Origin of the sequence: Pseudovibrio axinellae, from assembly GCF_900110875.1 — a bacterium.
In the GTDB taxonomy this organism is placed as follows: domain Bacteria; phylum Pseudomonadota; class Alphaproteobacteria; order Rhizobiales; family Stappiaceae; genus Pseudovibrio; species Pseudovibrio axinellae.
In genome coordinates this window covers 652,773-665,479 of record NZ_FOFM01000001.1, presented here as the reverse complement: position 1 = coordinate 665,479, position 12,707 = coordinate 652,773, and the positions used below count along the sequence as shown (strand labels likewise).

At 50.4% G+C, this 12,707-nt stretch carries 13 protein-coding genes; 6 read left to right on the top strand and 7 right to left on the bottom strand.

From position 1 onward, the window contains the following. Positions 1–86: 86 nt before the first annotated feature. Both BMZ51_RS03015 and BMZ51_RS03010 read left to right on the top strand, forming a co-directional pair. Entirely contained in the window at positions 87–1,016 is a 930-nt protein-coding gene (locus BMZ51_RS03015; RefSeq protein WP_068006392.1) for a sulfite exporter TauE/SafE family protein, read from the top strand. After that, on the top strand, positions 1,013–1,798 hold the full coding sequence (locus BMZ51_RS03010) for a TIGR02186 family protein (RefSeq protein WP_068006147.1): 786 nt from the start codon (positions 1,013–1,015) through the stop codon (positions 1,796–1,798). Before BMZ51_RS03015 ends, BMZ51_RS03010 begins: the two co-directional genes overlap by 4 nt. 112 nt (positions 1,799–1,910) lie before the next feature. Here BMZ51_RS03010 and pdeM read toward each other — a convergent pair whose 3' ends face one another. Both pdeM and BMZ51_RS03000 read right to left on the bottom strand, forming a co-directional pair. After that, positions 1,911–2,582 (bottom strand): ligase-associated DNA damage response endonuclease PdeM, encoded by a 672-nt coding sequence (gene pdeM, locus BMZ51_RS03005; protein WP_175484994.1) that lies wholly within the window; start codon positions 2,580–2,582, stop codon positions 1,911–1,913. Between the two features lie 68 nt (positions 2,583–2,650). Beyond that, positions 2,651–5,179, bottom strand: a complete 2,529-nt coding sequence (locus tag BMZ51_RS03000) for a ligase-associated DNA damage response DEXH box helicase (RefSeq protein WP_068006148.1) — start codon at positions 5,177–5,179, stop codon at positions 2,651–2,653. 347 nt (positions 5,180–5,526) lie between these two features. On the opposite strand from BMZ51_RS03000, the gene BMZ51_RS02995 reads away from it, so the two are divergent. The 3 genes from BMZ51_RS02995 (at position 5,527) to BMZ51_RS02985 (ending at position 7,539) form a co-directional block, all read left to right on the top strand. Further along, positions 5,527–5,919 (top strand): DUF4440 domain-containing protein, encoded by a 393-nt coding sequence (locus tag BMZ51_RS02995; protein WP_068006396.1) that lies wholly within the window; start codon positions 5,527–5,529, stop codon positions 5,917–5,919. Between the two features lie 343 nt (positions 5,920–6,262). Next, positions 6,263–6,883 (top strand): 2-hydroxychromene-2-carboxylate isomerase, encoded by a 621-nt coding sequence (locus tag BMZ51_RS02990; RefSeq protein WP_068006151.1) that lies wholly within the window; start codon positions 6,263–6,265, stop codon positions 6,881–6,883. 143 nt (positions 6,884–7,026) lie between these two features. Next, on the top strand, positions 7,027–7,539 hold the full coding sequence (locus BMZ51_RS02985; RefSeq protein WP_068006156.1) for a hypothetical protein: 513 nt from the start codon (positions 7,027–7,029) through the stop codon (positions 7,537–7,539). A gap of 72 nt (positions 7,540–7,611) precedes the next feature. Here the strand turns inward: BMZ51_RS02985 and BMZ51_RS02980 are convergent, their stop codons facing one another. Next, the gene (locus BMZ51_RS02980; RefSeq protein ID WP_068006158.1) at positions 7,612–8,478 is read right to left on the bottom strand and encodes an acyl-CoA thioesterase; all 867 of its coding nucleotides are present in this window, start codon (positions 8,476–8,478) and stop codon (positions 7,612–7,614) included. 69 nt (positions 8,479–8,547) lie between these two features. Then, positions 8,548–9,513 carry an alpha/beta hydrolase gene (locus BMZ51_RS02975; RefSeq protein WP_068006159.1) on the bottom strand — a complete coding sequence of 322 codons (966 nt, stop codon included), beginning with the start codon at positions 9,511–9,513 and terminating at the stop codon, positions 8,548–8,550. A gap of 203 nt (positions 9,514–9,716) precedes the next feature. On the opposite strand from BMZ51_RS02975, the gene BMZ51_RS02970 reads away from it, so the two are divergent. Further along, entirely contained in the window at positions 9,717–10,121 is a 405-nt protein-coding gene (locus tag BMZ51_RS02970) for a secondary thiamine-phosphate synthase enzyme YjbQ (RefSeq protein WP_244271385.1), read from the top strand. Between the two features lie 11 nt (positions 10,122–10,132). Here BMZ51_RS02970 and BMZ51_RS02965 read toward each other — a convergent pair whose 3' ends face one another. The 3 genes from BMZ51_RS02965 to BMZ51_RS02955 all read right to left on the bottom strand — a co-directional run bounded on the left by BMZ51_RS02965 (position 10,133) and on the right by BMZ51_RS02955 (position 12,660). Beyond that, positions 10,133–10,498: a hypothetical protein gene (locus tag BMZ51_RS02965; RefSeq protein ID WP_068006163.1), complete on the bottom strand. Its 366-nt coding sequence runs from the start codon at positions 10,496–10,498 to the stop codon at positions 10,133–10,135. Positions 10,499–10,645: 147 nt separating this feature from the next. Further along, a complete protein-coding gene (locus tag BMZ51_RS02960) occupies positions 10,646–12,367 on the bottom strand; it encodes a sodium:solute symporter family transporter (protein WP_068006165.1) in 1,722 nt (573 codons plus the stop codon). Continuing rightward, positions 12,364–12,660 (bottom strand): hypothetical protein, encoded by a 297-nt coding sequence (locus BMZ51_RS02955; protein WP_208979228.1) that lies wholly within the window; start codon positions 12,658–12,660, stop codon positions 12,364–12,366. The genes BMZ51_RS02960 and BMZ51_RS02955 overlap by 4 nt, the downstream gene beginning before the upstream one ends. Positions 12,661–12,707: the final 47 nt, after the last annotated feature.

Below are 12,707 nucleotides of genomic sequence, written 5' to 3'. Positions count from 1 at the left end.
GACGCTTAACACTCTACAATAATGTTGGACAAAAGGTGAAGCCTGGCGCGCAAGGCCTGGTCACCTGTGTTACCCGCGGTGCCATCTTGCAAATCTATTTACCCATCGCAGAACTGCCAATCAATGTCTTCATGATCTTCGCCATGGGCGGGACCGTCGGGTTCCTCTCAGGGCTTTTTGGCATTGGAGGGGGCTTCCTTCTCACACCGCTGCTGATCTTCTCCGGCATTCCGCCGGCAGTTTCTGTTGCAACAGTCACAACACAAATCGTTGCCTCCTCTGCATCCGGCGTTCTGTCTTACTGGCGCAAGGCCGGTATTGATTTCAAACTGGCCTCCGTGCTGCTTTGCTCTGGTATCGTTGGGTCTGCAATCGGTGTCTGGCTCTTTGGTATTTTGCAAAGTCTGGGGCAGTTGGATTTGGTGATCTCGCTTGCCTACGTCACCTTCCTAGGCACCATCGGCGTGTTGATGCTGGCAGAATCTGTCAAAGCTATCATGCGCCGTAAGAGCGGTGAGGAACCAATGGGCCGCAGACCTGGCCAGCATAACTGGGTACACGGTCTGCCATTCAAGGTGCGTTTCCGCCGTTCCAGACTGTACGTGAGCGTTATCCCGATTTTCGGCATAGGCAGTTCCATTGGTTTTCTGGGATCTGTGCTTGGTATCGGCGGCGGCTTTATGATGGTACCAGCGCTCATCTACCTGCTTCGTGTACCAGCGCATGTCGTTATCGGCACGTCTCTGCTTCAAATCCTTGGCACCATGGCCGTGGCCACATTCCTGCATGCCATAAATACCCAGTCTGTCGATATTGTTCTGGCACTAACGCTGATGGTTGGCGGAGTAATAGGGGCCCAGTTTGGTGCACAAATGGGGCAGGGCATGCGCGGCGAACATCTGCGCCTCGGATTAGGGCTGCTGGTGCTTCTGGTTGGCCTGCGCTTTGCATACAATCTCATCGTTGAGCCATCCGATCTTTATTCAGTCAGTGTGATTGAGGAGCCCGTCAAATGAGGCATCCTCTACACACCTTAAATGCCGTGCTGACCGTTGCGCTGCTTGCTCTGGCCTCAATTTCCTCTGCATTGGCAGAAACTCTGGTCTCTGCAGTTTCTTCGTCCCAAGTAGCGATCACCTCTAATTTCACCGGCACCCAGATCCTGGTCTACGGTGAAATCGCAAGAGACGCAGGGACAGTAGCCAGAAGCGACAAGCAGGACGTTGTGGTTGTGGTGGAAGGGCCTTTGGAGCGCGTGGTCACGTGGCGCAAAGATCATATCTTTGGCCTCTGGATTAATGCCACTTCTCAAACATACATAGCAGTCCCAAGTTTTTATGCAGTCCACGCAACCGATGACCTGCGAAACATTGCATCCGATGATTGGCTCAAACAGTATCGCATAGGGCTGGAGCATCTGCCGCTGGCAGCGCTTGGCACGCGTGCGCCGGCACATGAACGCGCAGCCTTCAAAGAAGCTTTTCTGCGCTCGCGCGTGCATCAGGGGCTGTACACACAAAACTCCAAGTCCATCAACTTCCTGAGTTCAACCCTGTTCTCAACAACAGTCGACTTGCCCGCGATCATCCCGACAGGGGACTACAAAGTGACGACCTTCCTTTTCAATGGGGGCGTTTTACTGGATAAACAAGAGCAGGCGCTGACAGTTGCCAAAACTGGCTTCGAGCAGGTCACCTTCACCCTGTCACGCCAATACCCAGCCGTATATGGCGCCATGGCCATCCTGCTTGCGCTGCTGACCGGTTGGCTCGCTGGTGTTATCTTCAAGAAAGACTAGCAACTGAAGCGCCTGTAGTCCTGATAGGCAAGTAAGCACGGATCGCCTCTATGTGGAGAAACAAGCCTGCCGCGCGCAACGGCCCGATAAGGCCCTGCATCAGGGCCGTTCACTACTCGTTCAAAAGCTTTGCTGCAGTAAACGGGAATAACCGCCCATTTCCCAGCATATAGACAGAGAACCGCCGGGCATCAAAAACCTCAGAAAAGGCTTTGTCCATCACATTTAAGCCGCCCGTGAGCGCACCAAATGCTGGCAAAACAAGCCGTTTGCCATCAGTAGCAAAGCACGCTCTGCGAATAGTGCGACCAATGCGGCGCACCTTAGCTGCTGGATGCAAGTGGCCGCAAATTTCACCGCGTTCAGCACCCTCTTTTGGTTCATGGCGGAAACTGAGTGAGTTTATGGAGAGCTCGTCGTAACGCTCACCCCAGACATGCTCAGCAATCTCGGGGTCGTGGTTACCAGTAATCCAAATCCATTCGCGCCCAAGCTGCATGGTTGTTAGCATCGCAAGATATGCTGCTGGCATGTTCCGTGAGCTTTCAATGTCGTGAAAGCTGTCTCCCAGGCAAATGACGCGGCGTGGATTAAACGAATCAATCAAAGAGGCGAGTTTTTCCAGGGTAACAGCTGAATCATAAGGCGGAAGCATAAGCCCCTTCCGCTTGGCGATGCTGGCCGCTTTTTCCAGATGAAGATCGGACACCACCAGTGTCTTTTCGTCTGGCCACCACAAGGCGCCACTGTCATGCAAACCAACAAGCTCTCTTGCAAGAGACAAGTCGTGGCATACAGGAATAGGTTGACGATAACGCGGTTCTACCTTGTGATGCAACGAACTGTTGGGTTTCACAGTTGGGCCTCCAAAATCAAATCATCCGCTGCATCTGCCAATAGGGCATCGCTCGCACTACCAAATATAGGCTCTTTTCCAATTTCCAGAAGCACCGGAACAGACAGAGGTGAGACTTGGCTCAAAGCACTATGCGTGATTCTTTTGTCTATACGAGTAAGAAAGTGACCTAACCGAGAGATATCCAGAAGTCCTGTAGCTGCATCGGTCCATGTTGCTTGTAAAAGCAGGTGGTCGGGCTCGTGTTCGTGCAGTACGTTATAGATAAGGTCCGTATTTATTGTTATCTGCCGACCTGTTTTCTCTTTACCTGGGTGGCGTCTTTCCACCAGTCCAGAGATCATCGCACAATTTCTAAAGGTGCGTTTCATCAAACTACTTTCCGCAAGCCATGCTTCAAGGTCATCACCCAGCATATCTTCTTCAAACAACTCATCCAGACGAAGAGTACCCCTCTGAATGGCTAGCCCCATATCCCGTAGCCCCCAAAGGGCGAGAGAGTATTCTGTGGCGACAAATCCGAGTGGGTGTAATCCGGCCCGCTCCAACCTGCGCGTCAACAGCATCCCAAGCGTCTGGTGAACCAACCTGCCTTCAAACGGGTAACACACGAGGTAGTGTTTTTCGTTGCGCGGGAAGGTCTCCACTAAGAGACGATCATACTCTGGTAATTGTGACTTATTTCTTTGCATGGTTAACCATTCGTGAACCTGACCGGGTAAATCCGACCATGTATGGGGATCAGAGATGAGAGAACGCACGCCGTCTGCCAGATAAGTGCTTAATGGAAACTTGCCGCCTTGGTAGGTTGGGATCTTGGGGTCCGAGGAGGAGCTTCGCGACACATAAGCCTCGCTTTCTTTAAGTCCTTCAAACCTCAGGGTTTGTCCCGCAAAAATAAAGGTATCGCCCACAACGAGTTGTTCGATGAACCACTCTTCAATCTCTCCCAGCATCTTTCCGCCAAATCCGAGTGGCCGTCTGGAGTTCGCTCCACGTGGCTTAACTTGGCGCACTTTTAGCGTGGCAGCATCCAAAATGGTGCCGGAGTTGAGGCGATATTGCTGTGCAAACTGAGGGTGAGAGAGGCGAAGCCGTCCATCCTTTGTTGGCCGTAGCTTCGCGTACTTCTCATAGGTTTTAAGCGTATAGCCGCCTGTCGCAACAAACTCGACAGTTTTCAAGAACAGCTCATATTCCAGATATCGATAGGTTTGACTGCTGATCACTTCTTCATAGAGCTGGTCAGGCGCAAACGGCGCAGCGCAGGCAACACACATGATGTGCTGGGCAAGAACGTCCAGCCCCCCATCTCGCAGCGGAGGAGTGTCTTGCTGTCCTGCTTCAGATGCCTCAAGTGCCACCTGACATTCTAGCACCTCAAATCTATTGGAAGGAACCAGAATAGCTTTGGAGGCTTCGTTCATACGGTGGTTTGCACGCCCTATACGCTGTGCCAACCGGCTGGCCCCCTTAGGGGCTCCCACGTTGATCACAAGATCAATGTCACCCCAGTCGATACCCAGATCGAGAGAGGAGGTGCACACCACTGCCTTCAGCTTGCCTGCAGCCATGTGCGCCTCAACTTTCCGCCGTTGGCTCACATCCAGCGAGCCATGGTGAATTGCTATCGGGAGTGTTTCATCGTTGATGCGCCACAGTTCTTGAAACAATCGCTCGGCTTGCGAGCGGGTATTTACAAATACCAGCGTGGTCTGGTGGGCTTTGATTTCCTCATAAATCTCAGGCAGCGCATATATACAGGAGTGGCCTGACCATGGCAGGCGCTCTTGTGTCTCCAAAATTGTGATATGCGGTTTGGCCCCGCCCTTCGCCTGCACCAGCGCCGCGAGCTCCACCTTTTGGGAAAGCGGCTGCGCCACCAGATAGGCGCGCAAATCATCAGGGTGCGCAATGGTTGCTGAAAGTCCGATACAACGTAAATTCGGTGCAAGTTTTCGCAGCCGCGTCAAAGCCAATGCGAGCAAATCGCCTCGTTTGGAAGTGACCAGTTCATGGAGCTCATCCAAAATGACAAACTGTAGGTCCGCAAACAAACGCTCGCAGTTTGCGTCAGACAAGAGCAGAGAAATTTGTTCTGGTGTGGTCAGCAAAATGTCCGGCGGAATGCGCTTTTGTCGTTGTTTTTTATGACTTGGCGTATCACCAGAGCGTGTTTCAAGCTTGATGGAAAGCCCCATTTCTTCGATGGGAACTTCAAGGTTGCGATGAATATCGCTCGCCAGTGCTTTTAGCGGAGACATGTAAAGCGTATGAAGACGACCAGAACCGGACGTTGCCTGCTTGTTTGACTTTGATGTGTCCCCAACATTTCGCAGAGATAAGTCGACAAGGGAGGGTAAAAAGCCAGCAAGCGTTTTGCCGCCACCAGTTGGTGCAATCAAGAGCGCGGAATTGCCAGCACTTACTTTTGCAAATAACTCCATCTGATGCGTACGTGGCGCCCATCCGCGGCTTTCAAACCAGCTATTGAAGGCGGCGGGAAGATGAGAGGTATCTGCCATAAACGAGGAAGTATCCGATCCAAATAAACAGGTGGCTGCACTTTGCCACCAATGAGCACACGTGCCAATTAAAAATGGGGCAAACCAAGAACATTTTAACGCTCGCACCGCATAGGGGAATAAGTTGGTTTGCTCAACTTTCAGGTGTCAAACTGCGAGATTTCTCAAGGGGAGGCCGTGGGAAAGTGGGACGGAATGCGCAGAATACCCATGAAATCTGTTTCCTTCTAAAAAAAGGACTGGCAAACTGACGCCTTTCCACGGCATATAAGTGAAAACGGGCTTTATTGCCTTACCTTCATGAAAAATGCTGGCACATCAATAAGCTGGGAAAAGGGGCGGTCTACATGAGTGTTCAGGACGAAACAGAACTAATGCTCTCCGAGTTGTTTGATAGCTATGCAGATGCCTATGAAGAATATGACTCAGCACTGATTGCAGACTGCTTTGCATTTCCGTGTGTTGTCTGGCAGCTGGAAGAAGGCCATGTCTTTAAGGACAAGGCAGAGCTGTGCGAAAACATTGACGCACTGCTGGAAGTCCACCGTGAGCATTACGTCACCTCTTCAATCTATGAAGTCGTGTCCTCTCACATCTCTGGTTCAACAGCCAGCGTCAGCCTCGATTGGCAGCAGGAAGATGATGAAGGAGAAGTGGTCTTCGACTTTACCTGCCACTATCTGCTGATCAACATCGAAGGTGCCTGGAAAATCGCCAGCATTGTGAATGAACCTGCCTAATCTTGGAAAGTAGCCAGTTGGAAGAACCGAACCTCGGCTCCAAGCTACAAAACGTAGCCTTGTAAAGCGCACGCCGTCCTGCAGGGAATACGAAAAGCAGACAAAACCAAAAGCAGTTTGTAAGACCCAATTTGGGGCAAACTGCTTTTGTCCTCCATTTTACATTCCGCTCAAAAATAACGCCTTCCGCGCAAACCAACGCACATATCAGCGTTAAGCCCATTCAATACTTATCCAACTCATACGCAAAGCGTGTTTTTGCGAACTGAATTGCAGAGCTTACCCGTTGAAATCTCGTCCTTTTTGCCCGAGGATAGGGGAGTTGCATACCGGGGAGGCAAGTATGGCCGCGCAGATTGATTATTTTTACACGCACCTTTCGCCGTGGGCGTTTCTAGGACACCAGGAATTTCTGCGCATCGCAGGTAAATACGACGTTGAAGTGAACTTTCGCCCCGTTAACTTGGGTATCCTATTCCCGTTAACAGGTGGCCTGCCACTGGGCAAACGCCATCCTGCGCGCCAGAAGTACCGCTTCATTGAGCTGCAACGGTGGTCAGAAAAGCGCAAGGTTCCAATGACTTACAAACCTGCGCACTTCCCAACGGATATTGCCCTGGCTGATACCGTCGCTATCTTATGCCAAAAACAGGGCGGACCGGTCGCCACTTATTCCCAAAAGGTGTTTGAGGCGGTCTGGCAAAATGACCTGAATGCGGCAGATGAAAATGTGATTGCATCTATCTTGAACAGCTTGGGTCTTTCGGCAGATGAATTGATTGCAGCAGCAAAAACAGAAGAAGCATCAGAGGCTTACACACTGAACTCGCGCATGGCGGAAGAGGCGAATGCAGTTGGCTCTCCAACTTATCTGTTAAACTCTGAGCCATTTTGGGGGCAAGATCGCCTGAGCCTGTTGGAAGACGCGCTCAAATCAGGCCGCCCTGCTTACAATAGCCTCTAGTAATACCAAGTTTACTGCCATGTTTGATGCAATGGTCAACCAGGGCAAAGTGCTGTTAAACTGGCTTCCACCTGCCGCAGGAATGCACTTTGACGGCGGCAGGCTGGTTTAACTCATTGATATAAAACGGAGATGGGAACCCCATGAAACTGTCGTATTGCACGCGTGGAATCCTTTTGATCGTTTTGGCCCTGGGTGGGCAGAGCGCGTTTGCTCAAAGCGAATCGGAGATCCCCGTTCGCTTTGAAATGCGCGAAACAGATAATGGGTTGGTGCGGCTGGACACCAGAACGGGGATAGTTTCCCTTTGCACCAACAGATTACAACAGCTCGTTTGCCAACCATCCATTGACGGCATCAAAGTTTACGAGGACGAAATTACTCGTTTGGAACTTGAAAATACAAAGATGCGTCAAGAGCTTAGGCAAATTTCTGAGGCGTTGGCCACCTTAACTGAAAAAGCCAGTATAGCTGCAATCAAATCCGAAACCGCTCTAGATCTTTCAAGCACCGCACCGCAAGAAGAAGGCTGGTTTGGCAAAGAGGAAGAGAAGAAACTGAGCGATGCGCTCGATTTCACAGAAAACGCCATGCGCCGCTTCTTTTCCGTCGTAGAGGAAATGAAAGACGATTTCCAGAAAGACAATGCTGAATAACACCCCGTCACAGGGCATAAAAAAACCGCCTTCACGAGAAGGCGGTTCTTAAACTATTGATTGTTCGCTTTATTAGCTTTGCAGCGCCACAAGCGCGGAGCGAACATCTTCTGCCATAGGCACAGCTTTACGGCTGTTCAGATCCATGCTCAGGGATACCTGATCACAAACTGCTGCAAGACGCTTGGTACGAGACTCAAACAAATGATGGCGAATTGTAAAGGTGTTATCCTGGACGCTGGTAAGCGTTGAAACCACCTGAATCATGTCGCCGTGCTTCAGCGGGCTGATCCAAGAGAGCTTCTGCTCCAGTGCAACACGGCCATACTCATTCTCATCAAGCCACGCAGTGTTCATTGGCGTGCGTTCCCAAATATGCGCTGCCGCATCGGAAAAGCATGAAAGAGCAAATGTGTCTTCTGCCTTTTGCTCTGCATTCAAGTGACGGGGCAGAACAGTTGCCCGACCCGTAACCATTGCACCGTTCTTGATCAGGTCTTCAGCTGTTGGCTTACCTGAGAACGGGCTTGCAGAAACGCCACGCGGAATTGCGTTCTTTGAGATGTTCTCTTCAACATCCTTGAAGCGAGTGCGCAATTGCTTTGCGGAGGAAGGGTTTGGCGTATACCCATCAATCGCGGTTGCGCAGACTTCCCCGGTGGAACCCTCAATCATTTCATGCACAACAGAGAGCATGTGAGGCCCATCGAAAGCCACATAAGACTTCACGGTAATCAGCGATGCTGCAACCAACTCTGCATGATAGCGTACATGCCGCACGCGACGCGCACCAACCAAGGCTTCGCTAAACCCGGTCATCATTCTAAATTGACGGTCAGCTTCTTCAAACTTAGAGAAGTAAAACTGCACGTTCAAATGGTCATTCTCGTCGCATTCCCATGTATTCACAAACGAGAGAAGTGTTTCTAAGCTTGCCATATCCAACCCTTTGTGCAGCCTCGGTTCATAAGCGCTACTGCGATACCCCAGCAAATGTTAACAATTAGCTCAGGTGGAACCGAATTTCGTCCTAAAAAAGTTATCTATCCTTTGGGTGTTCAGCTTGGCAAGAGCAAGATCAAAACTTTGAAACATATGACATCCATGGGGATAAACCTCAAGTGATGTCTCAACACCCACATTTTTCAACCTAGACGCGATAAAACATGTGTCGTCAAGTAAGGGATCTTCTGTGCCAACACTTAAGAATGTCGCTGGCATGCCATCAAGTCGTGCATAGATCGGCGATACGTTTGGATCGTAAGTACTTTCTTCTCCAAGCAAGAAGTGCCGAGCGTATATTTTCAAATCGCGTGTCGTCGGAAACAGAAGCGCTTCACCCCATAATCGGGCAGAAGGTGTCAGCCCAATATCGTACCAACCTGCTGTGAGTGCCATTGCTTTAAAGGGCGTAAGCCCATGCTTATCGCGCAGGCGCAGCGCAGTACCCAGCGCTAGAGTAGCCCCCGCACTTTCACCTGCAAGTGCAAAATTGTTCCAACCATAAGTGTTGGCACCTTCATTTAAAAGCCAGCGACAAGCAGCTTCACAATCATCAGGCCCTTGAGGAAACGGGTGCTCGGGCGCAAGCCGATAGTCGACTGATATGACATCCAGACCAGTGTTTTTTGACATAGCCTCTAAGTAAGGGTCCTGAAAGGAAGCTGAGCCAAAAACAAAGCCACCTCCGTGAAAATGCGCAATCACACCCTTTGATGAGTTTTCATCAGCTTGAAAATACCGTAGCTGAATTGAACCGTGAGGTCCTTCGATTTGTAAATCCTGAGCATTTTGCGAATAAGTTGGAAGAGGAAAAGCGCCCATTCCTTGAAGTCTGCGTTCTCTCGTTACTGCAGGAGGGAAACTCCACGGATCAGGAAGAGCTCTAAGCTGTTCAGTCATTTCAATATTAAACGCTTTTGCTTCTGTAGCCACCTCTTGACTTATTGACACAGGAGCGAAATTCTCATCCATGTAGTTTCTCCAGATGCGAGAATAAAGTGTCACCAATACATTTTATTATAGAAGTTGTCGCGCAATCTTACGTCAAAGACAACGCAACGATCTTAATTAACGAATAATAAGGGGCAGGGAACGAGATGTCGGGTTGGTCAAAAATGAAGAACAGTTGCGAGGTGTGGACCATCGAAAGTGGGCCTACGCAGCTCTCTCAGTCGATGGGCCGACTGGTTCTCATGACCGATGGCTTGGGTTTTTATGCGGTTACTGATGAAATCCGGGCGTGGGCAAAGACACTAAGTTTGAAAGATGGCTTGCTTACTCTATTTGTGCGCCATACCTCCGCATCCATTACGATTCAGGAAAACGCAGACCCAACCGTGCTCCAGGATCTGAAGAAAGCGCTTTCAAGCTTGGCCCCTGAAAACGGCGGTTGGCTGCATGCTCATGAGGGGCCGGACGATATGCCTGCTCACATCAAAACAATGCTCACAGGGGTTTCCCTTCAAATACCCGTGGTGGATGGCGAGATTGACCTTGGTACGTGGCAAGGAGTGTATTTGATTGAGCACAGAAGAGCGCCTCACCGGCGTTCGATGACACTGCATTATCTTGGAACGTGAAGCCCAAAGCTTCAATCAACAGCAGCAGCGATCACGCTCACCAGCCAAATACCAAGCGCTATGGCCATCGCTTTCTTTGAGTACTCATGATAGGCGGCGCGCAACGCTTCAGTTTGCAGCCTGTTTGGATCTTGAGTTCCGCTACTATCCTGCCTCTTGATGAGAGCCCATGCTTCGTCACCATTGCTTTTGCCGCCAGGCATGTTCCAGGCTTTGTAAATGAGAGCAGCGCTAAGAGTTATTGCTAGCATAGCACCAACTCGAAATGAGCTTGTTGGATCAAAGCTCAAAGCAGCCATGATCAAAAGCACTGCAATACAATAATAGCCGCATATGCGGGCAACACTGGCGCGCGCAGCGCGTTGTAAAGCGTCCATCGGGCTCTCCTAGGCTCTTAATGGAAAGCAAGTATAAACGCAGCTCTATTGAATTCGATTTATCGTAAACCGAAAATTTGAATTGGCGTAAACGGACTGCAAACGGATTGCTGTGACTGTAACGATTTGATTACAATACCCTGAAATTTATGTTCTAACCTCGATGAGTTCCTCAGCTTCTTCGCTGTCACCGCTCCTAGAGCCGTCGGGGGTGTCTATCGTAAGCTCTCGGTCAACGGGGCGCTCAAGAAGATTTGCCATGGCCACTGATCCGTCATCTTCAAAAAGTTTGATGTAGGACAGTGGAACTGCAACTACAAAAGCCAGGAAAACACCAAGTAAACCGCCCATTTCGGCAGGCAAACCGAACCAGAAACCGGTTGCACCACTCATGACCGCGGCCGCATAGATGATTGCTGCCAGACTACCGCTCAACATCGCACCGCAGGCAGCTGTCACCTGAAATCTGCGCCACCAGCATGATAATAAAAGTACAGGAAAGAATGCGGATGCAGCAATTGAAATGGACAGAACCAACAGGTCTAGGAAATGCAGGTTTCCGTAGAAGGCAAGGTAAGTCACAAGTCCGCACACCGCTAGAACCACAACCCGAGCCAAAATCAATTTCTGGTTTAGGGAGGCGCGAGGCAACGCGAATGTCTCTATTATATCGCGCGATATACTTGTTGAGATAGCCATCAATAGAGCGGAGCTGGCAGCAAGTGCAGCAGCAATAATCCCTGATCGAAGGAGTGCTCCGATGAGGCCGTCCTGACTGCCCTGTCCAAGTGCATTCGGTCCAAGTAGACTTTGCAACCTCTCATCCTTAAGTAACAGGAAGTAGGCCGATCCAGCGACGATAAGGAGTAAAAGGAATGAAAGAGAATATCCCGTTGCTCGCCGGGAATCTGAAGAGCTTCTGGTGGTTTGAAGCTTGCCAAGTAGATGTGGCATGCTGGCCATTCCAACCGCGAAAAATAGTGCAGTGCCAACCAGCGGCCAGAGACCGCCAGCATAAGGGCTTGCCGTCAAGAACCACCCGATACTTGTGTTCTCTATATCAACGATGGCTTTGAGCTGTTCAGCAAGAGAAGTGTCGACGGCCCTTACAAAACCTGCACTCTCTGCAACGAGAGGTGAAGTGGCCTGGTCTAGCCCAAGGAAGATCACAGGAGCCAGGCACGCAAATACCATAAGCACTCCTTGCAGAGCTTGCGTCCATACAGCACCGCTTACACCACCGAGAATAACTGTAGCCAATAGCGTTAGGCAAAAGAGCATAATGCCAGTGGTTGGAGAGGCACTCAGCGAACTCGCTAAAACTTGTCCACCAACGAGTATTTCAGTGGCAAGCAATGGAAGTGCCGCAAGCAGAAGCAGTCCACTCGCTATTATTTTCACAAAATTACTCTGCAAACGCACGCCCAGAAACTCTGGAATGGTTGCTGAGCCAAACCTCCTAATTGAAGATGCGAATAAAACAGTGCTCAAGACAAGGCTGCTTCCCCACCCAAGGATCACCGGGAAACTTATATAATCAGCCTGATAGGGTAGTGAAAGAATGAGTGGGAAGAAGCTGCCACCAACAAAACAAGCAGCGAGGGTAAGTCCGGCTAAGACCGCTGGCACGTCTTTACCACCCGAATGAAACAGGGGGAGCTTCATGGTCCTAGCAAGAATACCGGTTATTGCAAATACCAGTAGAGGCGACAGGGTCATCAATGCCTCAATCAACACGGAGACAACGCCAGCTTTCTCCATCACAGCCAGCAAGCCGGTCAGCAAAAATAGCGCCAGGGCAAACAAAGGAAGAGCCAGTATTACGCTTTTGTATTGCGATGGATGAGGATCAAGGCTGGAAACCGTCATAATTTGCTCGCCCGTCGTTGATTGGAACGCGTGCTGCTTTCCTCAAGGCGGTCTTGAGCGCCGCAGAACCACGATGCTAAGATGCTGGCCGCAAACAAAACGATACACCCCCATGCATATCCACCTGGGATAGAGCGAAAAAGCCCGCTTAAGCCTTCCGGTACTTCGCTCCCTGCTGTAGTGGGCGCGCCATAGTAGACTGCTAAGGCAAAAACAATCAGCCAGAGGGTGAGAGTTGCCGCCATGAGTGCACAGGCCTTGGTCCGATAGGCGACTTTATTTGGTGTACGCACTCCCACCTCCAGTAATGAATACTCAGTGTATACATACTCTACATTTG